Annotated in this window: 18 protein-coding genes; 4 read left to right on the top strand and 14 right to left on the bottom strand. The window is 70.6% G+C overall.

Translation table 11 applies throughout. From position 1 onward, the window contains the following. Positions 1-94: 94 nt before the first annotated feature. The 7 genes from AVL59_RS10300 to AVL59_RS10270 form a co-directional block, all read right to left on the bottom strand. On the bottom strand, positions 95-955 hold the full coding sequence (locus AVL59_RS10300; RefSeq protein WP_067301860.1) for a serine protease: 861 nt from the start codon (positions 953-955) through the stop codon (positions 95-97). 122 nt (positions 956-1,077) lie between these two features. Continuing rightward, positions 1,078-2,619 (bottom strand): RNA polymerase sigma factor, encoded by a 1,542-nt coding sequence (locus AVL59_RS10295; protein WP_067317108.1) that lies wholly within the window; start codon positions 2,617-2,619, stop codon positions 1,078-1,080. Between the two features lie 434 nt (positions 2,620-3,053). Continuing rightward, positions 3,054-3,941, bottom strand: a complete 888-nt coding sequence (locus AVL59_RS10290) for a FadR/GntR family transcriptional regulator (RefSeq protein WP_067301858.1) — start codon at positions 3,939-3,941, stop codon at positions 3,054-3,056. Between the two features lie 163 nt (positions 3,942-4,104). Continuing rightward, positions 4,105-6,468, bottom strand: a complete 2,364-nt coding sequence (locus AVL59_RS50390) for an ATP-binding cassette domain-containing protein (RefSeq protein ID WP_099053037.1) — start codon at positions 6,466-6,468, stop codon at positions 4,105-4,107. Between the two features lie 149 nt (positions 6,469-6,617). Continuing rightward, positions 6,618-7,376 (bottom strand): NUDIX hydrolase, encoded by a 759-nt coding sequence (locus AVL59_RS10280; RefSeq protein ID WP_067301855.1) that lies wholly within the window; start codon positions 7,374-7,376, stop codon positions 6,618-6,620. A gap of 130 nt (positions 7,377-7,506) precedes the next feature. Beyond that, positions 7,507-9,717 (bottom strand): glycogen debranching N-terminal domain-containing protein, encoded by a 2,211-nt coding sequence (locus tag AVL59_RS10275; protein WP_237281471.1) that lies wholly within the window; start codon positions 9,715-9,717, stop codon positions 7,507-7,509. Between the two features lie 494 nt (positions 9,718-10,211). Then, positions 10,212-11,768, bottom strand: a complete 1,557-nt coding sequence (locus AVL59_RS10270) for a DUF4192 domain-containing protein (protein ID WP_067301853.1) — start codon at positions 11,766-11,768, stop codon at positions 10,212-10,214. Between the two features lie 165 nt (positions 11,769-11,933). Here AVL59_RS10270 and AVL59_RS10265 point away from each other — a divergent pair, with 165 nt between their 5' ends. Beyond that, positions 11,934-14,099 (top strand): RecQ family ATP-dependent DNA helicase, encoded by a 2,166-nt coding sequence (locus tag AVL59_RS10265; protein ID WP_067301851.1) that lies wholly within the window; start codon positions 11,934-11,936, stop codon positions 14,097-14,099. A gap of 286 nt (positions 14,100-14,385) precedes the next feature. Further along, complete coding sequence (locus tag AVL59_RS10260) at positions 14,386-14,997, top strand: hypothetical protein (RefSeq protein ID WP_067301848.1); 612 nt, start codon at positions 14,386-14,388, stop codon at positions 14,995-14,997. Between the two features lie 415 nt (positions 14,998-15,412). On the opposite strand, the gene AVL59_RS10255 is transcribed toward AVL59_RS10260, so the two are convergent. The 3 genes from AVL59_RS10255 to AVL59_RS10245 form a co-directional block, all read right to left on the bottom strand. After that, positions 15,413-16,045 carry a hypothetical protein gene (locus AVL59_RS10255; protein WP_099053036.1) on the bottom strand — a complete coding sequence of 211 codons (633 nt, stop codon included), beginning with the start codon at positions 16,043-16,045 and terminating at the stop codon, positions 15,413-15,415. A gap of 68 nt (positions 16,046-16,113) precedes the next feature. Further along, positions 16,114-16,815 carry a ribonuclease HII gene (locus AVL59_RS10250; protein WP_067301842.1) on the bottom strand — a complete coding sequence of 234 codons (702 nt, stop codon included), beginning with the start codon at positions 16,813-16,815 and terminating at the stop codon, positions 16,114-16,116. A gap of 81 nt (positions 16,816-16,896) precedes the next feature. Continuing rightward, positions 16,897-17,520 (bottom strand): TetR/AcrR family transcriptional regulator, encoded by a 624-nt coding sequence (locus AVL59_RS10245; protein WP_079146620.1) that lies wholly within the window; start codon positions 17,518-17,520, stop codon positions 16,897-16,899. Positions 17,521-17,705: 185 nt separating this feature from the next. Here AVL59_RS10245 and AVL59_RS10240 point away from each other — a divergent pair, with 185 nt between their 5' ends. Further along, positions 17,706-19,253, top strand: coding sequence for an MFS transporter (locus tag AVL59_RS10240; protein ID WP_079146619.1), 1,548 nt, complete (start codon positions 17,706-17,708; stop codon positions 19,251-19,253). A gap of 403 nt (positions 19,254-19,656) precedes the next feature. Here the strand turns inward: AVL59_RS10240 and AVL59_RS10235 are convergent, their stop codons facing one another. The 3 genes from AVL59_RS10235 to AVL59_RS10225 all read right to left on the bottom strand — a co-directional run bounded on the left by AVL59_RS10235 (position 19,657) and on the right by AVL59_RS10225 (position 21,986). Continuing rightward, positions 19,657-20,568, bottom strand: coding sequence for an ADP-ribosylglycohydrolase family protein (locus tag AVL59_RS10235; protein ID WP_067301837.1), 912 nt, complete (start codon positions 20,566-20,568; stop codon positions 19,657-19,659). A 12-nt stretch (positions 20,569-20,580) separates the two neighbouring features. Continuing rightward, positions 20,581-21,240 carry a histidine phosphatase family protein gene (locus AVL59_RS10230; RefSeq protein ID WP_067301834.1) on the bottom strand — a complete coding sequence of 220 codons (660 nt, stop codon included), beginning with the start codon at positions 21,238-21,240 and terminating at the stop codon, positions 20,581-20,583. A 140-nt stretch (positions 21,241-21,380) separates the two neighbouring features. After that, complete coding sequence (locus tag AVL59_RS10225; protein WP_067301831.1) at positions 21,381-21,986, bottom strand: YdbC family protein; 606 nt, start codon at positions 21,984-21,986, stop codon at positions 21,381-21,383. A gap of 151 nt (positions 21,987-22,137) precedes the next feature. Between AVL59_RS10225 and AVL59_RS10220 the strand changes: the two genes are divergently transcribed. Continuing rightward, positions 22,138-22,671, top strand: a complete 534-nt coding sequence (locus tag AVL59_RS10220; RefSeq protein WP_067301828.1) for a TerD family protein — start codon at positions 22,138-22,140, stop codon at positions 22,669-22,671. Between the two features lie 151 nt (positions 22,672-22,822). Here the strand turns inward: AVL59_RS10220 and AVL59_RS10215 are convergent, their stop codons facing one another. Next, positions 22,823-25,723: a vitamin B12-dependent ribonucleotide reductase gene (locus AVL59_RS10215; protein WP_067301825.1), complete on the bottom strand. Its 2,901-nt coding sequence runs from the start codon at positions 25,721-25,723 to the stop codon at positions 22,823-22,825. Positions 25,724-25,792: the final 69 nt, after the last annotated feature.

Here is a 25,792-nt window from a genome sequence, read left to right as displayed (position 1 = left end):
CACCCACGACGAGCCAGCGCCGGCACAGGCCGGTGAACGGGCGGCCGCTCCTCAGAAGGAGCGGCCGCCCGTGCTCGTGCCCTCGTACAGCCACTCACGGCTTCCTGTGGGGCTGCCGGCGACCCGCGGCAGCCGGCTTCAGGACACGGAGGACGTCGGACACGCGCGTGTAGACACCGGGGCTGCCCGGCCGCCCGCAGCCGCTGCCCCAGGACACAAGCCCGATCAGCCGTCCGGAGGCGACCAGAGGACCTCCGCTGTCGCCCTGGCAGGCGTCCGGCCCGCCCGCGCTCTCTCCGGCGCAGAGCATGGACTCGGCCTGGAAGGTGCCATCCGGGCCGCCCGGGTAGGCACGGGCACAGACATCGTCGGCCAGTACATGGACGTGTGCGGCGTGAAGACTGCGCGCGTAGGCGCCGTTGCCGGTCGTATCGCCCCACCCGGAGACCAAGGCCTCCGTCCCGGGTGCGTACGCCGCGTCGCCCGAGGACGCCATGGCCACGACGGCGCTCTGCGGCAGCGGCTCGGCGAGCGTGAGCACGGCGAAGTCGCCGGAGTTGGCCGAGGCGTCGTAGCGCGGGTTGACCCGGGCGCCCTGTACGGCGATCTCAGCGCCCTCGGAGCCGAGCAGGTCGGTACGGCCCGTGATGACCTTGAGGTCGCGCACACGGTCCGGTGGCGCCCCCAGGACCTCTTCGGCCAGGCAGTGGGCCGCGGTGAGCACGACGGTCCGCGTGACCGCCACGCCACCGCAGAACTGCCCCGCCCGCGTACCTCCGAACCGGGTACGGCTGGTCAGTGCCACCGTCCAGGGGGCTTGGGAGACGTCTATCGGGTACCCCCCGACGACCACGCTGTCGGCGGCCACCGGGGCCGCTTCCATCAGGGGTATGGCGGTCATGGCGGCCGCCATAGCCAGCGGCCGGATCAGTGTCCGGACAACGGAACGGCGCATGCAGACTCCTCACTCCGCGGTGATGCTGGGACACCCAGAGTCATCCACGGCACGGCTGCGCGCAGCACGAAGGCCCGGCTCCCACGAGGGGAGCCGGGCCTTCGCCGTCGTACGACCGGGACCTAGTCGAGGTAGTCGCGCAGCACCTGCGAACGCGACGGGTGGCGCAGCTTCGACATGGTCTTGGACTCGATCTGGCGGATGCGCTCACGCGTCACGCCGTACACCTTGCCGATCTCGTCGAGGGTCTTCGGCTGACCGTCGGTGAGACCGAAACGCATGGAAACGACGCCGGCCTCGCGCTCGGACAGGGTGTCCAGAACCGAGTGCAGCTGCTCCTGCAGAAGCGTGAAGCTGACGGCGTCGGCCGGGACGACGGCCTCGGAGTCCTCGATGAGGTCACCGAACTCGCTGTCACCGTCCTCGCCCAGCGGGGTGTGCAGGGAGATGGGCTCGCGGCCGTACTTCTGGACCTCGATGACCTTCTCCGGGGTCATGTCGAGCTCCTTGGCCAGCTCCTCCGGGGTGGGCTCGCGGCCCAGGTCCTGGAGCATCTGGCGCTGCACGCGCGCGAGCTTGTTGATGACCTCGACCATGTGCACCGGGATACGGATGGTGCGGGCCTGGTCGGCCATGGCGCGGGTGATCGCCTGACGGATCCACCAGGTGGCGTACGTGGAGAACTTGTAGCCCTTGGTGTAGTCGAACTTCTCGACCGCGCGGATCAGACCGAGGTTGCCCTCCTGGATGAGGTCCAGGAAGAGCATGCCGCGGCCGGTGTAGCGCTTGGCCAGGGAGACCACCAGACGGAGGTTGGCCTCCAGGAGGTGGTTCTTGGCGCGGCGGCCATCCTCGGCGATGATCTCCAGTTCGCGCTTGAGCTTCGGCGCCAGCTTGTCGGCGTTGGCCAGCTTGTCCTCGGCGAACAGACCCGCCTCGATGCGCTTGGCCAGCTCGACCTCCTGCTCGGCGTTGAGCAGGGGGACTTTGCCGATCTGCTTCAGGTAGTCCTTGACCGGGTCGGCGGTGGCACCGGCCGCGGCGACCTGCTGGGCGGGTGCGTCGTCCTCGTCCTCGTCGGACAGGACGAAGCCCGCGCTCTCGGCGCCCTCGGGCTCGTCGGTGACCTTGGTTTCCTCGAGGACCTCTTCCTCGAGCAGCTCGGCGTCGTCCTTCTTCGCCGTGGTCTTCTTGGCGGCCGTCTTCTTGGCGACGGTCTTCTTCGCGACCGCCTTCTTGGCAGTCGCCTTCTTGGCGGCGGCCTTCCTGGCCGGTGTGGCTTCCTCGGCGGGATCGTCGGCGAGCGGAGCGGCGGGCGCAGTCGGGGCAGCCGTGGTGGCGGTGGCCTTCCTGGTGGTCACCGCCTTCGCCGCGACCGTCTTGGTGGCGGTGCGCTTGGCCGGACTCTTCGCTGCGACGCTCTTTCGGGTGCGCTTGGGCTCTGCTGCACTGACCATCAGCGTCACACCCTCTTCCTCAAGGATCTGGTTGAGGCTGCGCAGTACGTTCTTCCACTGAGTGGCCGGAATCTGGTCAGCTTCGAAGGCCCGACGCACATCGTCGCCGGCGATCTGCCCCTCAGCCTTTCCCCGCTCAATGAGCGCCATGACAGAGACGGACTCGGCGATCTCCGGCGGGAGCGTACGGGATGTGCTGGCCGACACGAACAACCTCTCGGAACGTTGGAAAACGGCTTCCGGCCCCGTCCACAGTGGACAGGAGCCGACCACCGGCCTGGGGATGGGCCGACGGAGCGGGCGGGTGCCGGGAAGATTCACAGCGCCTGTGATGGCGTCCGTATTCCCTCCGCGGCTGTCACCTCTTAGGTCATCGCGTTGTTCCCACGAGCGTTACGCCCAATCTTCGTGGCCCGAGTCACACCCCGTAAGCGGTCAAAAGCGGTCAGATATAGGCAAAGAAGGTCACCGATGAACCAACCGCAGCCGCTCCGCCCACCGCGGCGGCCCGCCACGTCGCCGGACCCCACCGGATTCCAAGGATCCGATGGGCCCCGGCGACGGCCGGTTCCCTCGCCCGGCGCTGCCACGAGCACCACCAGAGCGCGGCACACCGGCGACCGCTCCGTGTCCGGTACGGCTCAGTGCTCGCGCGGGGCCGGAACCACGCGCTCCACCTCGGGGTGGACGGTGAGCAGTTGGCGCATGGCCGACTCCGCCGCCGTCCCGTCGCCGGTGCCGAGCGCGTCGACGATCCGTGCGTGCAGCGCGAGAGAGCCCTCGTTCGGCCGGTCACAGCCGGTGACCGGGCCGCCGGAGACCTGGAGGGCGGCCGAGACGATCCCGGAGAGGTGCTCCAGCATGCGGTTGCCCGCGATCTGGATGAGCAGGGTGTGGAACTCGTTGTCGGCGCGCGAGAAGGTCAGCGTGTCGCCCTGCGCCATGGCATGGCTCATGATCTCGACCATGTCGGAGAGGCGCTGCTGCACCTCCTCGCGTCCGTGCCCGGCGGCTAGGCGGGCGGCGAGGGGCTCGATCGTCCAGCGCAGCTCGCTCAGCTCGCGGCGCTGGTCGTCGCGCTGCGGCCCGAAGGCCCGCCACTCGATGATGTCCGGATCCAGGAGGTTCCAGTCGCTGACGGGCCGCACGCGGGTGCCGACGTTCGGGCGGGCGCTGACGAGGCCCTTGGCCTCCAGGACGCGGAGGGACTCACGGACGACGGTACGGGAGACCTCGAAGCGCTGGCCGATCTCCTCGGGTACCAGCGGGCGGTCCGCCCCCAGGTCTCCGGAGACGATCATCTGACCCAGCTGCTGGACGAGTTGGCCGTGCAGTCCGCGTCCGCGGCTGCCCGCGGCGCGCCGGCCCACGCGGCCCAGCTCGGGGTCCGCTCCGTCCCAGGCGGGCGCTCCGACGCGGTCGGCCACCGATGCCTCGGCGTAGGGGTAGCGGTCGAGTTCGCCCGGGCCGGTCAGACCAGAGTCTGCGGAGCGGGCGGCGGTCATCATGGTGTGCGCAAGGGTACTCACGGATCCTTTGTCGGCGCCGCCTCCAACTCCCTTGAGGTCTTTGGTGAAAAGCACACGAAAGGGTGATCGCTCACCCCGTCGCAATTGACGCCTTATCGGAAAGAAACGGGCTTTCTCCGGGGAGTTGTGCACACAGCGGGGCTACGAAGCGTGCGGACGGATGTCATCGGACTCTGGCGCGCAGTGTCGTGAGCACATACGCGCACAGCAGCGCGGCGAGCGACAACGTCATCGCACCGCCGACGGGTTGGGCGACGACCCGGGCCACGCCGAGCAGATAGCGCTCACCTCCGAACGGCCATTGCAGGAGGAAGAGCTCCCTCATGCGCAGGGGCAAGCCGACCGCCATCGGCACGGCATGCCCCCGCAACGCCAGGTGCACGAGGGGGACGACGAGAACGGGTACGGCGAGTACGGCGGCGAGACCCGCCGCGGTGGAACGGAAGACGCCGGCCGCCAGAACCCCGGCCCAGGCACAGCCGACCACCAGCCCGAACCAACTCACGCTCAGCGAAAGCCAGTCCGAGGGAACTTGCGTGAGCTCCCGACCGTAGACGAGATAGAGCGCTTCGGCGTCGCAGCCCACGGTGAGGAAGGCCAGCATCACGGCGGTGGTCCCGGAGACGAGGAGCTTGGCGGTGAGCAGCCCCAGCCAGCGGGGCACGGTGCCCCGGTCCGCCGCCAGCGCGGGGTGGCGGAACTCGTCTCCGAAGGCCAGCGCACCAAGCAGCCCCGCCGCGAAGGCCGCGGGCGGCAGCGGCAGCTGCCGGGGCCACGCCGCGAACAACCGTGCCTGCGGGGTGTGACCGACCCGCGCCAGGACTACGGCGGTGAGCGCGGACACCACCAGCACGGCTCCACAGGTGAGGAAGCCGGTGCCGATCCCGGTGGCGCGCCGCAGTTCGTAGCGCAGCGGGCGGAGGGGGCTGCGGGCAGGGCGGACGGTGATGGGGGGCGGGAGGGGGGACAGGTCGTCGAGGACAGGCGCCGCTTCGGGGCGCGAGGGGAGTTCGGCCTGAGGTTGACGGCTGCCCGACTTCCGGGCGTCCGGATTCCGCGCGCCGGGAACGGTCGCGCCGGCCGCCCGGGCGCCGACGGCAGTACGCGTCGTGCCGGGGCGCTGCTCGGGGTCGCCACCGTCACCGGGGAGACCGGCCTCCGGTGCGGCCGCAGCGGGCCGGCCGCCGGCTGCGATCGCGGGCACGTCGGCGGGAGCAGCGCCATCGCCGGTGTCTGCCGCGCCCACGCCGCAGGCGCCGTCGGACGACGTGCGGTCGGCATCGGAGGCGGTGTCGGGCCGTGACGGCCCGGCCGCGGGGGTGGCATCGGTCGCCTCGCGGTCCGGCACGGTCTGATGGCCCCGGGCTCTCCCGAGCGACGGCACATCGCCGCCGAGGCTCTGCTCCGGATCCGGCTCCTCCTCTGACGTCGAGACGCCGGACACCGCACGCTCCTGCTCCTGCTCCTCAGCCGAGACACCAGGCGCCGCCTCCACGCACCCCGAGGCCCGCTCCTCCGGCAAGGAGCCGGGTGCGGCTGGCGCCCGGTCATCCCGCGCGGATTCCGGTTCGAGCTTCTCCCGTCCGACCGTCACGGCCTCGCCGGCCGCGCCCGGCCCGCATCCGGAGCCCGCTTCCGCACCCGGCCCCATGTCCCCCACCTCGTCCGCGAGTTGATGGACGAGAATGCCGTGGCGGAACGCGATCTCGCCGACATCGGCCGTCGTACTGCCGTACACGGAGAGGCGGTTGCCGCCTTCCCGCACGACCTCGACCGAGCGCCGGGCGGAACGGGCCTCTTTGGTCAGCAGGGCGGCGAGACGGGGGGCGTGGGGACTGCGCACGGCCACACGCGGACGCAGCCGGGTGCGGGCGAACTCCCTGGCCTCCTGGTCAGCGACGAGCCTGCCGCCGTCGAGCGTGACGACCCGGTCGGCCGTGCGAGCGGCCTCTTTGGTGTCGGCCGTCGTGAACAGCACCGTGCCGCCCTGGACGGCGTGTGCCCGCAGCATGCCGTGCAGCCAGCGCGCCTCACGAGTGGAGAGACCGTCGGTGGGGTCGTCCAGCACGAGCGTGTGCGGGTCGGGCAGCAGGGCGCAGGCCAGTCCGAGTCTGCGGTCCATGCCGCGCGAGAGGGTGCCCAGGCGTTCCTCACGGAGGCCGACGAGGCCGACCGCTTCGAGGACCTCGTCGGCGCGCCGGGCAGGAACGCCCGCTGCCGCGCACAGCATGCGCAGGTGACCGCGGACCGAGCGGGCCGGATGACCGGGCACGTCACCGAGAAGCACGCCGACTTCCCGCGACGGGTGGGCGATACGGTGCAGGGGCCGGCCCCTGAAGTAGGTGATGCCGCGACCCTGTTGGAGTTCGAGCATCAGTCTGAGCACGGTCGTCTTGCCCGCCCCCGCCGCCCCGAGGAGCACGGTGACACGGCCGGCACGTGCCTCGAAGGAGACATCGTCGACGGCGGGCGGGTGCGCCTTGCGGTCGTTGCTGGTCAGTCCGAAGGCCTGGATCACCTGCAGCAAGATAGCGCGCAATGTCCGGTTTTTCCGGTATAACCCGACCTGCTGCGCGGTGGCGTCCAGGTCAGAGGGACTCGTGTCCGCCATTCGACGGATCGAGCCTCGGGGCAGGCTTGCGGTTGCGGCAGCCTGGCGTCGCCGGGTCCAGGCTCTCAGACCTCGGGGCGGAGCATCGGAGGGTTGAGCAGGGTGGCGCCACCGGCCCGGAAGAGCTGAGCGGGCCTGCCTCCCTGACGGGTGGTCGTGCCGCCCGTCGGAACGAGGAATCCCGGGGTCCCGGTGACCTTGCGATGGAAGTTGCGCGGGTCGAGGGCCACGCCCCACACCGCCTCGTAGACCCGGCGCAGCTCTCCGACGGTGAACTCGGGCGGACAGAACGCGGTGGCCAGCGACGAGTACTCGATCTTGGATCGTGCCCGCTCGACTCCGTCGGCGAGGATCTGGGCATGGTCGAAGGCGAGCGGCGCCACGGGTTCGCCGTCACGGCCGTATCCGCCCTGCTGGAGCAGTTCCTCGACCGGCGCCCACCGCGCATTGCTGGCGTCGCCGCCCGCCCGGGGCGCGGGCAGGTCCGGGGCGAGAGCGAGGTGCGCCACGCTGACCACCCGCATCCGCGGGTCCCGCTTCGGGTCGCCGTAGGTGGCGAGCTGTTCCAGGTGGGCGCCGTTGTCCTGGGCGGGAACCGAGGGGTCGTGGGCGCGCAGCCCGGTCTCCTCGGCCAGCTCACGCGCTGCCGCCTGGGACAGGTCTTCGTCGGCCCGCACGAAGCCGCCGGGCAGCGCCCAGCGCCCTTGGAACGGCGGCTCGCCCCTGCGTACCGCCAGCGCACACAGGGCATGGCGGCGCACGGTCAGCACGACCAGGTCCACGGTGACGGCGAAGGGCGGAAACGCTGACGGGTCGTAGGGCATGCGGCGATCATAGTCGTCTGCCTGACGATAAACACTCCCTTCGTGAGCCGCATCGATGGCGGATCCGCTTCGTTCCGGTATGGGCTTCAGGGTCGGTGCCCATGTGCTGTGCCGGTCGCGTCGTGCGAGGTCACACCCCCAATTGCAGGCCGTCCGCCGCGTCCTCGACCATGGCGAGGCCCAGCCTGCTGACTCGCACTGCGAAGGGAGCGCCGACCACGCGCAGCCCGGTCAGAGTGATCTCGCCGAGGGGGGCGCTCCGCATCGGGCGCAGGGTGACGGTGCGAGCGGGGGCGTCGGGGCGAATGCCCGCGAGCGAGGTCAGGACCAGGATCGCGGCGGCAGCGGCGGTCGCTGCCGGTCGGCAGGCTGCCGGGTGCGGGAGCGGAGCGCTGCCCGCGGAGCGCTGTTCCCCGGCGAACATCTCCGGCAGCCGGTGGTCGAAGTGCTCCGCCGCGTCCAGCAGCCCCCGCAGCAGGCCGGTCGCCTCCTTCTCGTAGCCGGCGGCGGCCAGCCCGGCGACGGCGAGTGCGGTCTCCTGAACCCGGACGGCTCCGCCGCGGTGGCCGAAGGGATTGTGTCCGGCCTCCTTGGTGCCAAGACCGCGCAGTCCCCATCCCGAGTCCATCGCCGGGCCGCCGAGCAGCCGGGCGAGGTGTTCGGTCTGCACCTTGTCGAGCAGGCCCGGGGCGAGCCCGCCCGCGTCGAGCAGGCCGGTGTCGAGGAGGTGCACGGCGGTGGAGCCGAGGTGCGCGAGGGGACGGCGGTCCGGCGCCAGCGCCGCGGCAGGGCGTCCGCCGCCCCGGTCCTCGACCCAGAAGTCCTTCCGGAACGCCCTCCGCGCGGCCTGAGCCCACTGCCGTAACTCCGGTCCGCCCGGTCTGTCGTATGCGTCGAGGAGATCGGCGCCTAGGACGGCCGCCCGCTGGGAGTGGGCCTGGGTCTCGCAGCGGATAGGACCTGCGGGCTGCGGGTCGGCAAGGTAGGGGCCGTCGCCCGCGGTGGTCCGCAGCCAGGTCAGACAGCGCTCGGCCGCGGGCAGCAGTTCCCGTGTCTCCTGCTCGGGGAGCCCCCATCTGCGGGCCTCGGCGAGCAGGACGGGGAAGAGCAGCGTCGCTTCCGTGCCCGTGCACGCGGGCGGGAGGAGCCCGCCGGCGTCACGTCGCGGACCGGGGATGAGACCGGCCCGCGGGCCCGGGCCGGGCAGCTGGGTACGGGCCAGGGTACGCAGCGTGCCCGCGGCGAGTCGGGTACCGAGGGGCAGCGCCATCCGGGCGGCGGCGAGCGCCTCGGCCGGTGCCATTCCGCAGCGCCAGGGCGCGCCCGCCGCGAGGTACGTGTCGGAGGGGTCCGCCGGGTCGCGCAGCAGCAGGGCCTGGAGGTCGTCGACGGCGGCCAGCAGCAGTGCGGCCGCCCGAGGATCGTCGCCTACCGCCCGCGCCGGTGCGAGGGGGCTGGTGGCGGCCTGTCGCACGGAGCGCAGCGGTGTGGCTCTCGCTCCGTCCGGGCGTACCCGTAGTTCCACGTCTGCCGTTCCGCCCGGAGGCAGTTCCAGTTCCCAGCGCAGCAGTCCGGCAGAGGCCAGCGCGTCGGCGGGCGGCGGGTGCGCGGTGACGCAGGCCCCGCCGCCCGCCGAGGACCAGCGCAGACCCGAGTCATGGACGCTGGCCGGCAGTTCGGGGCCGGTCGAGCCGGAGGCGATGGCGCCGAGGTCGGCGAGGTCCGTGCCCAGAGCGACCTCGACGGGGAGGCGCAGGGGACGCGGGGTGGCGTTGAGCAGCGTGATGCGTTCGGTCCCGTCGGCGCTACGGGTGCGCTCGACGACGACGTCGGGATCCGGGCCTGCCGCCGGGGAGGCACGCAGCGTTCCCACGAATCGGGCTCGATCTGCTCCCATCATGCGGGCCTGCACCACGAGCGGTTCGCGCCCGGCCACGCGGACCTGGCATCGCGAGAGCAGACGCCTGCCGCCGCGGTAGAACCCCTCCAGCCCCCGGCCGGCCAGTTGTCCCTGCTCGCCTGAGATGGCGAGTCCCGGCAGGGCGACGCAGATCAGCGCGATGTGCGTGGGCGGCAGCTCAGGGGCGGGCCGGGGCGGCGGGTACGGAGTGCGTCCGGACACGCCGGAAGGTGCCGCGGTGGCGGTGCGGCGGAGCCCGCTCGTCGGCGGGGCCGGGGCCTTGATCGTGCCGTGGGCGGCCGGGGGATTCGAAGGCGTACGCAGGACACGGACGGTTTCATGTGCGCTGGTGGATGGACCGGCTTGCGGGAAGGGCTCTCGCACGCCTGGGGGCGGGCGGTTGTCGTCAGCGGCGGAGGGCCGGGTCGGCTGCTGATGCATGGCGTGGCTTCCTCTGCGCTCGGTGCGCCTCGGACCTGCCGGGCGTCCGGAGGGACAAGGGTCGTACGGCGGCACCGCCCGACCAGGCGTTCCGCCACTCAGGTGAACGGAGGGGAACTCGTCAGGGTCACGCCTCGCATCGGGGAAGCCCACGGAATGGACGCGCGGTGGGAGGCGACGCCCAGCCGGCGGGGCGCTCGTCCCTGCGAGCGGCCGAAGGACGGACGGCACCTTCAGTGGGCGCACCCGGCTCCAGCTGCCCAAGCTCCCAAAGCGGCCCGTGAGACCAAAGCGACCACGGAGACCAAAACAGCCGGCAGGGCTGCGGAAGGCGCCTCCCACACGGGAGTTCCGCACCCACTTCAAGAGGCTCATCACCCGTCCACGCGCCGTGCCTTCCTTCGCTCTTTCCCGCCTTGCCGGGGCGTGTCCCGGCGCGGTGCGGCCGGCCGGCATCCCGCTCTGGCCCCTGCCGCCGCTCCCCCACTCGGTGCTCATCCGCTTCCCTCCGTCTCCAGACGACCGCTCCCGGCCGAGGTGCCGCGGCTCGTGCCGTCACCTGAACGCGCGCGCGTGCCGCCCTGCCTTGCGCTGCTGCCCGGGCGCGAGGGTCCGGCGGCCGGCGCCTGGGGGTGGGAGCCGTTCGGGCGCCGCCGGCCGGCCTCTCCGCGATGCTGATGAGAACCGCTGTCCCTGCCCGCCGCGGACCGCGTTCGGCGCCGTCGGCGAGCACCGGTCCCCGGAGCCGGGTCGGCACCGCAACCCTCCGCTCGGGCCGAGGCTCCGGAATCCGTGACATCGGTTCCCGAAGGTGCGCCCGAGTTTGCTTCGGCCGCCGATCCGGTCCGCTCCTCGATCACGGCCTGCGCTCGCCCCGCGCGATCCGCACGCAGGCAGCGGCGGATCGACTCGGGGTCGAGACCTTCGTTGCAAGCCTGATGCAGCAGCCGGGCGAACAGGTAGTCGGGGTCCGCGCCCAGCGCCATGGCGAAGGCTTCCCGGGCCTCCAGCTCGTCGCCGGTCGACCAGGCGACCCAGCCCGCCAGGGTCAGCGGAGCAGCGGCGTGCTCGCCGTACGGCCCGACGCAGCGGCGGGCCAGTGCCCGCCAGAGCCGCAGGGCCGAAGCGGCCTCGTCGCCCTCCATCCACGCAGCTGCCCGGTCGCGCGTCGTGCGGTCCTGGAGCCCGAGGATCAGCGCCGCCGCCTCGTCGTCCGCGAGCAGGTCGTCGTCGCGCAGGTCGGCCGGGTGTGTGCCGGACACCGGCGATGCCCCGGCGAACCTGCGGATGATCCGCTCGGCGAGTTCCAGAGTCTCCTCGGCCACGCTCGCGCGGGACGCGTCGTCCAGGATGCGGGGCACCAGGGACATGCCGGCCGCGTCAAGCGCGATCTCCTGTTCCAGGGCCGCGGTGGTCTCCCAGGGCAGCAGCCTGACACGCAACTCTCGCAGTGTTCCGCGCACTTGGATGCCCGCGTAGGTGGCCGCTGCGGCCAGCACCGAGGTGCCGGGCAGGCCCATCGGCGTCCCGTCCTCGGGGCAGCATCCCTCGATGGGGCAGCAGTACGACCAGAAGCGGCCGTCCGAGATGCACAGTGCCTCGATCACCGGCACGTCGAACGTGCCGCACTCGATGCGCAGCAGCTGGGCGAGCGGCTGGAGCCGGAGCATGACGTCCCGGCCCGTCTCGCCGCGGCCCGGTTCCTGACAGACGTAGGCAACCATCTGCTTGGGCCGGGTGCCGCGCCGCTCGCTGCCGGTCACCAGCCCTTGGATCAGCTGCCGTGCGGCCGCCTCCCAGTCCTCCTTGGCGGCGGGGATGCCCAGACGGGCCCGGCCGCCGAACCTGCCGCGGCCTCCCCGGTCGTGCAGGGCGACCAGCACGATGCTGTCCTCGGGGCGGTAGCCGAGCAGATAGGGCAGGGCGTCGGCCAGCTCGGCGGGGGTGCGCAACGTGACCTGAGTGTCGTGCGTGGACCGCTCGTTCAGTGGCTCTCCTCCCGCGATGTCTCCGTCTTCGAAGGGGCCGGTCGTTTCGCTGTGATTCGTCATGCGCAGACGATCTCGCGGATCTTGAGATTCCGCTTGAGCCTGTGGATAAGTCGAATCAGGGACACGACAAGCCGGTTTCCGTTCTCGGTGCTTTTTCCACAGGGGAACCGTCGCGGGCAGTCCGCTCGCCCTCGGTTGTCAGTTCCGTCCTGTTGTATGGGACGCATGGAGCACACGAGCAACGCGGACCTGCGGGCGCAGGCCGACTCCGTCCTCGCCCGGCTCGTCGGGGACACCACGGGCGAGGCCCGGCTGCGCGAGGACCAGTGGCGGGCGATCGAGGCGCTGGTCGCCGACCGGCGCCGGGCCCTGGTCGTGCAGCGCACCGGGTGGGGCAAGTCCGCGGTGTACTTCGTGGCGACCTCGCTGCTGCGGTCCAGAGGCAGCGGACCCACGGTGATCGTCTCCCCGCTGCTCGCGCTCATGCGCAACCAGGTGGGGGCCGCGGCCCGCGCCGGCATCCACGCCCGGACCATCAACTCCTCCAACACCGAGGAGTGGGAGGCGGTCCAGGACCAGATCGCGGCCGGCGAGGTCGACGTGCTGCTAGTCAGTCCTGAGCGGCTGAACAACCCCGACTTCCGCGACCAGGTCCTGCCCAAACTCTCCGCGGCGACCGGTCTGCTCGTGGTCGACGAGGCGCACTGCATCTCCGACTGGGGCCACGACTTCCGCCCCGACTACCGTCGGCTGCGCACCATGCTCGCCGACCTCCCGCCGGGTGTCCCCGTGCTCGCCACCACAGCCACGGCGAACGCGCGCGTGACCGCCGACGTCGCGGAACAGCTCGGTACCGGCGGCACCTCGGACGCCCTGGTGCTGCGCGGACCGCTGGACCGGGAGAGCCTGAGTCTCGGCGTGCTGCGGCTGCCGGACGCCGCGCACCGGATGGCCTGGCTCGCCGACCACCTCGACGACCTGCCCGGCTCCGGCATCATCTACACCCTCACCGTGGCTGCGGCCGAGGAGGTCACCGCGTTCCTCCGGCAGCGCGGGCACACCGTCGCCTCCTACACGGGCAAGACGGAGAACGCCGACCGGCAGCAGGCCGAGGACGACCTGCTCGCCAACCGCGTCAAAGCGCTGGTCGCCACCTCCGCGCTCGGCATGGGCTTCGACAAACCGGACCTCGGCTTCGTCGTGCACCTCGGTTCGCCGTCCTCCCCCATCGCCTACTACCAGCAGGTCGGCCGCGCCGGCCGTGGCGTCGAGCACGCCGAGGTGCTGCTGCTGCCTGGCAAGGAGGACGAGGCGATCTGGGAGTACTTCGCCTCGCTCGCCTTTCCCTCCGAAGACCTGGTACGCCGGACCCTTGACGTCCTCGCCCGGGCCGACCGGCCGCTCTCGTTGCCGGCTCTGGAGCCCCTGGTGGAGCTGCGCCGCTCCCGGCTGGAGACGATGCTGAAGGTCCTCGACGTGGACGGAGCGGTGCACCGCGTCAAGGGCGGCTGGGTCGCGACGGGGCAGCCGTGGTCGTACGACGCCGAGCGGTACGGGTGGGTGGCCCGGCAACGCACGGCCGAGCAGCAGGCGATGCGCGACTACGCGGCCGCCACGGACTGCCGGATGGAATTCCTCCGGCGCCAGCTGGACGACGAGGGCGCCAAGCCCTGCGGCCGCTGCGACAACTGCGCGGGGCCGCGCTTCACCGCCGACACCTCGACGGCGGCCGTGGACGCCGCCCGCGTCGACCTGGGCCGTGCCGGGGTCGAGGTGGAGCCCCGCCGCATGTGGCCGACCGGCCTTCCGGCGATCGGCATCGACCTCAAGGGACGTATTCCGGCCGGTGAACAGGCCTCCCCCGGGCGGGCCTTGGGTCGGCTCTCGGACATCGGCTGGGGTAACCGGCTGCGCCCCCTGTTCGCGCTCCAGGCACCGGACGCACCCGTGCCGGACGACGTGGCGCGAGCCGTGGTGGACGTGCTGGCCGACTGGGCCAGGGGCCGGGGCGGCTGGGCCTCCGGGGCGGCCGACGCCCAGCCCCGGCCCGAGGGTGTGGTCACCGTCGCCTCGCGCACCAGGCCGATGCTGATCCACTCCCTGGGGGCCCGCATCGCCGAGATCGGCCGGCTACCGCTGCTGGGCTCGGTGGAGTACTACGGTGAAACGCCGCAGGTATCGCGCAGCAACAGCGCCCAGCGTCTGAAGGCCCTCGACGGTGCGCTGACGGTGCCGCCCGCTCTCGCCTCCGCACTCTCCGAGGCTCGCGGTCCGGTCCTGCTGGTCGACGACTTCACGGAGACCGGCTGGACCCTCGCGGTCGCGGCGCGTCTGCTCAGAAGGGCCGGGGCCAGTGGGGTCCTGCCTCTGGTGCTGGCCGTCCAGGGCTGACACCCGACCGTCCGCGGTGCGTCGGTACTGGTCACGGCGCACGAACGTGCCGTGATCGAACGCCCCAGGGGTCATCAGTGGCTCCTGTGGGTAGGGATATAAGTCACGCACCACCAGATAACAGTCGGTGGCCCCAATTGCTCGTTGCCGCATCCAAGTTCGACAGGAAGAATTGAAGTCCGCTCCCCGCACGGCTCGTCCGTGTTCCGGTTGGGCTTTGCTGCGGTGCGCGCTCCCCCGAATCCGACCTCGCCCGCAGTGTGGGCGCGTAGCCGAAGGGAGGAACGTGACCTTCGGATTCGCCTCGTCCTCGGCGGCATCGGTGTCGACGTCCGCTTCCGCCAGTCGCCTGCTCGAGCCCGCGGAGTGGGCAGCCGCCGGAATCCCTCTGCTGCGCAGCCCCCGTGAGGTCGTCAGTGGGCTGCACGCCCGCCATGGTCCCACGCCGTCCACGGCCATTGTGGCCGTTCTCGATCCCGACGAACGGCTGTGCGCCAGCGCCTCGTTCAACCGCCGTCCCGCCCCGGCCGACGGCTGGATGTTCCGCAACGCGCTGCTCGCCCAGTTGCGCCGGATCATTCCGCACGACCTGCGCCGCCGCACCCCGGTGCGTACGGCCGTGCTGCTCTACTGCCGCGACGGCGACGCGGGTTGGACCGAGGAGGACGGCGCCTGGATGTGGGGGCTGCGCGACGCGTGCACACTGCACGGACTGCGCTGTGGGGCATACATCACGCTGACCCAGGACGGCTGGCAGGTGCTCGGGGAGGGACGTGGCGGGCGCCGTCCGAACTCCCACTCGGAACCGGAGCCCTTCGCCATGTCGCAAGCCCCGCCGCTGGCGCCCCGGACCGGCGGCCCGGTCTCCGAGGTCATGCGCCGCGTGGCCGCCCGCTGAAGAGCACGGCTCGGGGTCCGGATCCCTCGCACAAGCGGCGGCGCTGCCTGAGCGAAGACTCCGCGAGCCGGCCAGAGAGCGGGACGGGAAACCGCGCGGGCTGTCACGGACGGCGCGTACGAGTCACGAGACGAGGAGACTCGCACGTGATGCAGTACGGCCTGCACGCCACCGGTGCGCGGAAGGAGACAGGACGGCTGCCCTATCGACGCCAAGGGCTCACCGGCCGGCCGCGGGCGCACTCCCGCGACACCCACGCTTGCCCCCCGGATGGCATCCCTCAGTCCGCCGGGCGGCCGTCCCACGAGGAGGAACGGCCACTGCCAGTCATCCGGGCATGCCAAGAGCCGCACCGTGCGGATGCCGCCGGAGCGGCTCCGTCGGCACCCCGATGCCCCAGGGTGCCGGACGTGACTCAGACGCCCGCGCCCAGCACCGAGTTGATCTGCTGCGGGTCGCCGCAGACGATCAGCAGCGCACCGGCCCGGGAGTGGGCCAGCGAGAGGGCGGTCGCGGCAGCGGCCGTGGGACCGCCGTTCACTGCCACGACGACCACGGGGCGGGACGCGGCACGGGAGGCGACGGCGGCGTCCGCGTAGAAGACATCGTCACCGGTGTCGTGCTGCGCCCAGTAGGAGGTCTCACCGAAGGACAGTTCGTGCTCGGCCCACGGATGCTGGGCACCGGTGGTGATCACCAGTAGGTCGCCGGGGGCACGACCCGAGTCCAGCAGCAGGTCCACCGCATCCTCGGCGGCGTCGAGCGCGCCCTCGGCCGAGGCCGGGATCAACTGGATCTGCGGGGTCGCCGCCGTGGTGGCGGGAGCGGCCGGGCCCGAAGGGCCTGGCTTGGCCGGAGCCACGTCACGCGGCGTGCGCTGCACCGGAGGCGTGGGCCGCTGAGGGCCCGGACGACCGGGGCGGGACGGAGCCGCGGGGCGGGGACCGGGTACGGGACGGGGGGTCGGCGCGGTGCGGCCGCTGGCCGGAGTGGCGCGGGGACCCTGGGCACTCTCGTGAATCTGAGGCTCCTCGGGAATGAGAGGCATGAGCTGATATTTATCAAACGTTGGTGCGGCGCGGATGACCGGGTGGCGCATCAGTGCGATCGGAACCGTCAGAAATCGAAGCCGAGCTGACCCTCGATTTCCGGAACGCTTCCGTCCGCCGAGCTGCGGACCTTCTTGAGGTGCCGCCACTGGGGCAGCGCATCAAGATACGCCCACGACAAGCGGTGGTACGGGGTGGGCCCCCGCTCCGCCAGTGCGGCCTTGTGCACGGGGGACGGATACCCGGCGTTGTCCGCAAATCCGAAGTCTGCATGGTCGACACCCAGTTCGGCCATCATTTTGTCGCGCTGAACCTTGGCGATCACCGATGCCGCCGCGACAGCCACGCACGACCGGTCACCCTTGATCACCGTGCGCACCTTCCACGGGGCTCCGAGATAGTCGTGCTTCCCGTCGAGGATGACGGCATCGGGGTGGACCGGCAGGGTGTCCAGGGCACGGACGGCGGCGAGCCGCAGCGCGGCGGTCATCCCCAGGTCGTCGATCTCCTCGGGGGAAGCATGCCCCAGGGCATAGGCCGTCACCCACGACCGCAGTATCTCGGCCAGTTCCGTACGCCGCTTGACGGTCAGGAGCTTGGAGTCGGTCAGACCCTCGGGCGGCCGACGGAGTCCGGTGATCGCCGCACAGACGGTGACGGGTCCGGCCCATGCGCCCCGCCCCACCTCGTCGAGACCGGCAATGACCTTCGCTCCGGTCGTGGCTCGCACGGAGCGCTCGACGGTGTGAGTAGGTGGTTCGTACGGCATGGCGCCCTTAGCCTACGACGCCGGGGACCTCCCGCGACACCCCGACCCCCCGTCCGGCGCCGACGTCACCCGAGGCCGGGATCAGACTCCGTGCGACCGCAGCAGCGGGAGCATCAACTGGTCGATCATCTCCGCGAGGTCCCGGTCATTCCATTCACTTGTGCACATCTTGGAGCGGTACATCATCATCGCCGGGATGGCATCGAAGACGTAACCGTTGGCGGCGTCGGACCGTACCTCTCCACGCTCTATTCCACGGGTGACAATCCCTCGCAGCAGCCGGATCATCGGCTCTACCACTCCTTCGAAGATCACCCCATGGAAGCGTTCAGCCTGCGCAGGATCACATTCGTGAATCACGGAGCGCAGGGCGACACCGGGGCGCGAGTACATGGCGTCCCGCGCGCGCCGACACAGGGCCAGCAGATCCTCGCGCACGCTCCCGAGGTCGGACTCCCCCTCCAAACGAGGGAGCCCCGCCTGGAGCGCATCGGCGACCAGGTCTTCTTTGGAGGGCCAGCGACGATAGACCGCGGCCTTGCCGGTCTGGGCCCCGGCCGCGACGCGCTCCATCGTCAGGCCGCTCCAGCCGACCGTACTGAGCTGCTCCAGCGCGGCATCCAGGATCGCGCGCTCGAGCACCGCACCGCGCCGACGAGGAGGGGCCGTCCGAGTAGGGGCAGCCGTCCAGCGCGAGGTCATCATCTGAGTTTCTCCAGCGAGCAAGGGGAAGCGGGGATTCCGGGGTGGGGTGCTCCGCGCCGCGGCAAAGGGGGACGCGATATGCGGCGCTGAAGCAAGTGAACGCTTGCGTTCACTGTTGGGGACTCACTACCGTTGACGCGACAGTGAACGCAAGCGTTCACTAACGCCTCCGTGGGGGACCCATAGTGACGACCTCTCAGCTGTTGCAGGAACAGAAGCCGGGCGCGGCCCGCCGGGAGGGGCATCCCGGTATCGCACTCACCGTCATCGCGGCCTGCCAACTCATGGTGGTACTCGATGCGACGATTGTGAATATCGCCCTCCCGCACATTCAGGACGCTCTCAAGTTCAGCACCACAGACCTCACCTGGGTGGTCAGCGCCTACACACTCACCTTCGGCGGCCTCCTGCTGCTCGGTGCGCGGGCCGGAGACATCCTCGGCCGCCGCCGTGTGTTCATGACCGGCATTCTGCTGTTCGCCTTCGCTTCGCTGCTCGGCGGCCTCGCCCAGGAACCCTGGCAGCTGCTGGCCGCACGCGCCTTGCAGGGTGTGGGCGGCGCGATCGCCTCGCCCACCTCGCTGGCACTGATCACCACCACGTTCCCCGAAGGACCTGAACGGAACCGGGCGTTCGGCGTGTTCGCCGCCGTCTCCGCGGGTGGCGGTGCCATCGGCTTGCTGGCGGGCGGCATGCTGACCGACTGGCTCAACTGGCGGTGGGTGCTCTTCGTCAATGTGCCCATCGGCCTGCTGATCGTCGCCCTCGCACCGCTGTACATCAGTGAGTCCGAGCGACACCCGGGGCGATTCGACATCGCGGGCGCACTCACTTCGACCTCGGGCATGGCCTCGCTGGTCTACGGCTTCATCCGCGCCTCGGAAAAAGGCTGGCACGACGGGCTCACCCTCGGCTCGTTCGGCGCGGCGGCGGTCCTGCTGCTCGCCTTCGTCCTCACCGAGATGAGGGCGAAGGAGCCGATCACCCCGCTCAAGATGTTCGCCGATCGCAACCGGTCGGGCACCTATGTGATCATGCTGAGCCTGGCCGCGGCGATGTTCGGCATGTTCTTCTACATCGTTCTGTTCGTGCAGAACGTGCTGGGCTACAGCGCGATCAAGGCCGGTCTGGCCTTCCTTCCCGTGACCGTGGCGATCGCGCTCGGGGCGGGTCTGTCGCAGCGGTTCCTGCCCGCTTTCGGGCCCAAGCCCTTCATGATGGGCGGTTCGGCGCTCGTGGTGATCGGGCTGGTCTGGCAGACCTTCATCACCCCGGACAGCTCCTACGTCAGCGGGGTGCTGGGTCCCATGCTGGTGTTCGGCTTCGGCATGGGGCTGAACTTCGTGACGGCCACGGTCACGGCGGTCTCGGGCGTCGCCCCGCACGAGGCCGGCGCGGCCTCCGGGCTGCTCAACGCCATGCAGCAGGTGGGCGGCTCGCTGGGCCTGTCCATCCTGACCACCGTCTTCGGCTCCGCCGGCAAGGACGAGGCGAAGAAGCAGATGCCGAAGTTCCTCGCCGGCGGTTCGCCGGAGCAGAAGGCGCAGTTCGCCAAGACGCACCAGTTGCCGGGGCCCTGGGGCCACGAGGTGCTCGCCCACGGCATATCCGTCGCCTTCGTCCCGGCTGCCGCGATGGCCGCGCTCGGGTTCGTCACCGCCTGGCTGGTGATCAAGGTCCGTAAGAGCGACCTCGAGGCTCTCGCCGGCACGGCGGGCCCGGGTATCGGCTGACCCGCCCAGAGCCGCGCGAAGCCGCGGCCGGCCGGACCACTGCCGGGGGACAGACGGCAAGAGCAGTGGTCCGGCCGGCCGCACCATGACCACGGCCGGCACCACCACCACGATCAACGCGCTCAACAGAGTCAGCGCGAACGGCATCGCCTTACACCCCCCTGACGTCCCTCGCCTCGTCTTTGCCCCCGTCCGCCAGCCCGAGCACCCGCGGCTCGCCACGGGAGTGCGGACAACGGAAGAACGGCCGACGATCACGCAGAGTTCCCATCAGACACGGAGAGTTTCCGAAGGGGGCGATGCGGAGGTGCCGAAGCCGGGACGGCACCGAGGCCGAAAGAGCCGACGGCCCCTGTGCCCGCGAAGAGAAGCGCGCTTCCCGAGAGCCGCTTGAAGTCGGTCTTCAGCGGCCCGCGGGCACCCAGTCCGGCAGCGCCTCGGTCCGCTCCGCCCACACCGCGGGCGGCGCCCCCGCCTTGCCGGACGCGAGCACGCCACCCACGATCGCGCAGGTCGTGTCCACGTCCCCGCCCACCTGGGCGGTCGTCCAGAACGCCGTCTCGAAGTCGGCGAGCGCCCGCGCGGCGGACCAGAGGGCGAACGGGACGGTGTCGTGGGCGGACGTACGGCGTCCGCAGCCCAGGACGGCCGCGACGGTGACCGCGTCGCCGTAGTCGAGCATGTCCCGGGCACGGCGAAGACCCGCGCCGACGGCACTCTTCGGCACGAGGGCTACGACGCCGTCGAGGAGCGCCTCGGGGCTGGGCGGGCCGTCCGGCGAGGCGACCAGCGCGGCGGCCGCGGCGACGGCCATGGCGCCCACCACGGCCTCACGGTGCTGATGAGTGGGGTAGGCCGAGATCTCGGCCTGGTGGGTCGCCTGCTCCGGGTCATCCGCGTACCAGGCGCCCAGGGGAGCGATGCGCATGGCCGCGCCGTTGCCCCAGGAGCCCTGCCCGTTGAAGAGCCCGGCGGCCAGCTCGCGCCAGTCCTGGCCCTCCCGGACGAGACGCAGCAGCCGGTTGACGGCAGGGCCGTAGCCCCGGTCGAAATCGTGGCGCTCGGCGAAGGACTGGGCCAGAGCGTCCTGGTCCAGGCGCTGGTGGGCGGCCAGGACGGCCACCACGGAGCAGGCCATCTCCGTGTCGTCCGTCCACTGCCAGGGGCCCGCGGGCAGCTCACGGCGCTTGAGCAGGGGGTAGTTCGCAGGAACGAAGAACTGCGAGCCCAGCGCGTCGCCCACCGCCAGTCCGCGCAGGCTGGCCAGGGCTCGGTCCAGGCGCCCGTGGGCGGCAGAAGAGGAGTCAGCGGTCATCGCTCTGCCACTTTATCCGGTGACCCAGGAGGGCACCGGGTCCCGCCAGCGCTCGAACGGCCGGTTGAGGGTGTAATGGCCGTCGTCCCCGAGAACGAGCATCCGCATCTCGGCGTTCCCGGGATTCGACAGCGACTCGAATTCCGCCACCGTCCAGTGGAACCAGCGCATGCAGAACAGCCGCATCGCGAGCCCGTGCGTCACCAGGAGCACGTTCGGCGGATGGTCGGGGGACTCGAAGCTGCGGAACAGGCTCTCCAGAAAGCCCCCGACCCGGTCGTACACGTCCGCCCCGGACTCCCCCTGCGGGAATCTGAAGAAAAAGTGGCCGTACGCGTCCCGGTACGTCTTCTGCAGGCGCACGTCGTCGCAGTCCTGCCAGTTGCCCCAGTCCTGCTCGCGCAGCCTGGGTTCCTCGCGCACCCGTATGAGGTCCGGGTCGAGGTGGAAGGCGCGCAGGGTCTCGTGCGTACGGCGGTACGGGGAGACGTACACGCTCACGCGCTCCCGGCCGAAGAGCTCCCGGAGCTCCTTGCCCGTCTCCTCGGCCTGCCGTCGGCCGCGCTCGGTCAGCGCGAGCGCGTGGTCGGGCTCCCGCTCGTACACGGTGTCATCAACATTGCCCGTTGATTCGCCGTGCCGGACAAGAACGATGCGCCGTGGTCGTGCCATGCCAAGACCCTAGATCGAGCTGGGGGCGGTCGAGCACTCTTACGGGCTCCATACAGCGTATGTCACATGAAAATCTGCCCCAGGACCGCTCCAGGACATGCGATCCGAGCGTTTGCTTTCCAAACTCGCACGGAGTCGCCTCACACCGTCCAGGACGGCTCCAGATCCACGATGTCACCCGAGAGGGCCGCGATGTCCGCCTCCGTCTGCGCGCGCAGGGCGAGGCGTTCCACTCGCTCGGTGCGGTACTTGCCGTGCTCGGCCGCCGAGCGCCACATGGACAGGACCAGGAACTCCTGCTCGGGCGCTTCGGCGAACATGCCCCGGATCATGCCGGGCGAGCCGGCCATCGCGGGGTTCCAGACCTTCTCCTGCATGAGGGTGAAGTGCTCGACACGCTCCTCGTGCACCCGGCAGAGCGCCACGCGGATCAGGTCGGAGTCCGTGAACCGGGGCTCGAATCCGGTCTTCACATCGAAGCGGTACTCGAACAGCTTGACCTGGGCGTCCTTGAACGTGCCGAACTGGGCGGCCGCCAGACGGTCGTGGGAGCGGGCCATGAAGGAGTCGTAGAAGGCGCGGCTCTCCCAGAAGGCGAAGATGTGCGCCACCCCGGGCCGCTGCCGGCTCCAGCCTCCGCCCTGTCCCCGAAATCCCGGCTCCCCCAGAAGCCCCGCCCATTTCCGCTGCCCCCGCTCGAAGCCGCGGCGGTCCACCACGGTGCAGCGAATCCACTTGACCAGCACCGCGCCATCGTAAGGCCACCAGGCGTGGCGCCGGTCACGCTCCAGCGGAGATCACCCGCGCCCGCGCCCCGCGCGCGTGGCACGATGGACAATGAGTGCTGACTCCAAGGGAGTTGGACAAGAGGGATCTTCAGGGGGAAGGGAAGGCCCGGTGACTGGCTTCAGCAAGGGAAACCGCAAGGTCGAGGTCGGGCTCAAGTGGGACCCCAGTCCCGCGGGCCGGCCGCCCACCGATCTCGACATCATCGCCGCGACGTTCGTGTCGGGCGACGCCTACGGAACTCCGGCCTATCTAGTGCACTTCGACAGCCGTTCCCCGGACGGCACCATCTTCCTCAACCGCGACAGCACGGACGGGCGGGGCTTCGGCTGGGACGAGGTCATGACGCTCGAACTCGACCGGCTCGGCAGCCAGTACGCGCGCGTGGTGGTCGGTGTCGTCATACAACAGCAGACCGGGCACAAGACGTTCGCCGACGTGCTCAATCCGGCGATGCGGGTTCGCGAGGGTTACACCGTGCTCTCCGAGGACGACTTCGCCTCGGTCCCCGCCGCCACGGCGGCCACGATCGCCGAGTTCGTGCGGGACGAGTCCGGCAGGTGGAACTTCCACGCCGGTGTCCACGGCTTCGACGAGGATCCGTCGACCTTCACCCGGGTCATGGGCAGGGCGCCCCAGCCCTGACGTTCAGCCGCACAGGGGTCTCGATCGCGGGCATCTCCCGGGCAGCGCCCGGTACCGATGTGGCGGACGCGCCGCAGGAAGGCGAGCATGTCACAAAAGTTAAGGGGCGCGGGCCATGGCCCGCGCCCCTTACTTCAGGAACCTGCTGTCATCAGCTGCAGCCGCTGGTCGAGCCGCAGCCCTCGCAGATGTAGCAGGAGCCGGCCCGCTGCATCTTCGTGCCGCAGGAGAAGCACAGCGGGGCGTCGGCCTGGATGCCCATCTGCATCTCCACCAGCTCGGCGCTGGTGTGCGCCTGCTTCGGAGCGGGCTTGGTCGCCTCGACCTCGGCCTTCGGCGTGGCGACCGCCTTCAGCTCCTGGGCGCGCGGCGCGGACTGTGCCAGGCCCTCGACGTCGACCTCGTCGTCATCGATGGACTGCTCGTAGGAGCCGGTCTCCAGGTGGCGCTGACGCTCCTCGGCGGAGTGGATGCCGAGGGCGGAGCGGGTCTCGAAGGGCAGGAAGTCCAGCGCCAGGCGGCGGAAGATGTAGTCGACGATCGACTGCGCCATCCGCACGTCCGGGTCGTCCGTCATGCCGGCCGGCTCGAAGCGCATGTTGGTGAACTTCGAGACGTACGTCTCCAGGGGCACGCCGTACTGGAGGCCGACAGACACGGCGATGGAGAAGGCGTCCATCATGCCCGCGAGGGTCGAGCCCTGCTTGGACATCTTCAGGAAGACCTCACCAAGACCGTCGTCGGGGTAGGAGTTGGCGGTCATGTAGCCCTCGGCGCCACCGACCGTGAAGGACGTGGTGATGCCCGGTCGGCCCTTGGGGAGGCGCTTGCGGACCGGACGGTACTCGACGACCTTCTCGACCGTCTCACGGATGACCGCCTCGGTCTTCTCCGTGATCTCGGTCTTCTCCTTCTCCTTCGTCTTGGCGGAGAGCGGCTGGCCGACCTTGCAGTTGTCGCGGTAGATCGCGAGCGCCTTGACGCCCAGCTTCCAGGCCTCGAAGTAGATCTCCTCGACCTCTTCGACGGTCGCCGTCTCCGGCATGTTGACCGTCTTGGAGATGGCGCCGGAGATCCAGGGCTGGATCGCGGCCATCATGCGGACGTGGCCCATCGGCGAGATGGCGCGCTCGCCCATGGCGCAGTCGAAGACCTCGTAGTGCGCGTGCTTGAGGCCGGGGGCGTCGATCACGTTGCCGTGCTCGGCGATGTGGGCGACGATCGCCTCGATCTGCTCCTCCTGGTAGCCCAGGCGGCGCAGGGCCTGCGGGACGGTGCCGTTGACGATCTGCATGGAGCCGCCGCCGACCAGCTTCTTGAACTTCACCAGCGCGAGGTCGGGCTCGACACCGGTGGTGTCGCAGGACATCGCGAGGCCGATGGTGCCGGTCGGGGCGAGGACGGAGGCCTGGGAGTTACGGAAACCGTTCTGCTCGCCGAGACGCACCACGTCCTGCCATGCCTCGGTGGCGGCGGCCCAGACCGGGGTGTCCAGGTCGTCCATGCGGACGGCCGTGCCGTTGGCGTCGGCGTGCTGCTTCATGACGCGCTTGTGGGCCTCGGCGTTGCGGGCGTAGCCGTCGTACGGGCCGACGACCGCGGCCAGCTCGGCTGAGCGGCGGTAGGCCGTACCCGTCATCAGGGAGGTGATGGCACCGGCGAGGGTGCGTCCGCCGTCGGAGTCGTACGCGTGGCCGGTGGCCATCAGCAGAGCACCGAGGTTGGCGTAGCCGATGCCGAGCTGGCGGAACGCGCGCGTGTTCTCACCGATCTTCTGGGTCGGGAAATCCGCGAAGCAGATCGAGATGTCCATCGCGGTGATGACCAGCTCGACGACCTTCTGGAAGCGCTCGGCCTCGAAGGACTGGCTGCCCTTGCCGTCGTCCTTGAGGAACTTCATCAGGTTCAGCGAGGCGAGGTTGCAGGACGTGTTGTCCAGGTGCATGTACTCGCTGCACGGGTTCGACGCGGTGATCCGGCCGGACTCGGGGCAGGTATGCCAGTTGTTGATGGTGTCGTCGTACTGGATGCCCGGGTCGGCGCAGGCCCAGGCCGCCTCGGCGATCTTGCGGAAGAGCGCCTTGGCGTCGACCTCCTCGATGACCTCACCGGTCATGCGGGCGCGCAGACCGAACTGGCCGCCCTCCCCGACCGCCTTCATGAACTCGTCGTTCACACGGACCGAGTTGTTGGCGTTCTGGTACTGGACGGAGGTGATGTCGTCGCCGCCCAGGTCCATGTCGAAGCCCGCGTCACGCAGGACGCGGATCTTCTCCTCCTCCTTGACCTTGGTCTCGATGAAGTCCTCGATGTCGGGGTGGTCGACGTCGAGAACGACCATCTTGGCGGCGCGGCGGGTGGCACCACCGGACTTGATCGTGCCGGCGGAGGCGTCGGCGCCGCGCATGAAGGAGACCGGACCGGAGGCGTTGCCGCCGGAGGACAGCAGTTCCTTGGAGGAGCGGATGCGGGAGAGGTTCAGGCCGGCGCCGGAGCCGCCCTTGAAGATCATGCCCTCTTCCTTGTACCAGTCGAGGATCGACTCCATGGAGTCGTCGACGGCCAGGATGAAGCAGGCGGAGACCTGCTGGGGCTGCGGGGTGCCGACGTTGAACCACACGGGGCTGTTGAAGCTGAAGATCTGGTGCAGGAGGGCGTACGCCAGCTCGTGCTCGAAGATCTCGGCGTCGGCGGGCGAGGCGAAGTACTTGTAGTCCTCACCGGCCTTCCGGTACGTCTTCACGATGCGGTCGATCAGCTGCTTGAGGCTGACCTCGCGCTGCGGGGTGCCGACGGCACCGCGGAAGTACTTGCTGGTGACGATGTTGACCGCGTTCACCGACCAGAAGTCGGGGAACTCGACGCCACGCTGCTCGAAGTTGACCGAGCCGTCGCGCCAGTTGGTCATGACGACGTCACGACGCTCCCACGCAACCTCGTCGTACGGGTGTACGCCGGGGGTGGTGTGGATACGCTCGATACGCAGCCCCTTGCTGGCCTTGGCGCCCTTGGTTCGGGAACCTCGTGCCGGACCGCTCGCCGTCTCTGTCATGCCGCCTCCCTGTACGGGCTAAAACGCCCTGAAATGCCACGATGTTCCCGTGACACGGTGTTCTGTCTG

The organism is Streptomyces griseochromogenes, from assembly GCF_001542625.1.
Taxonomy (GTDB): Bacteria; Actinomycetota; Actinomycetes; order Streptomycetales; family Streptomycetaceae; genus Streptomyces; species Streptomyces griseochromogenes.
Note: the sequence above shows the minus strand (reverse complement) of the source record. Positions and strands in the feature narration are given on the sequence as shown.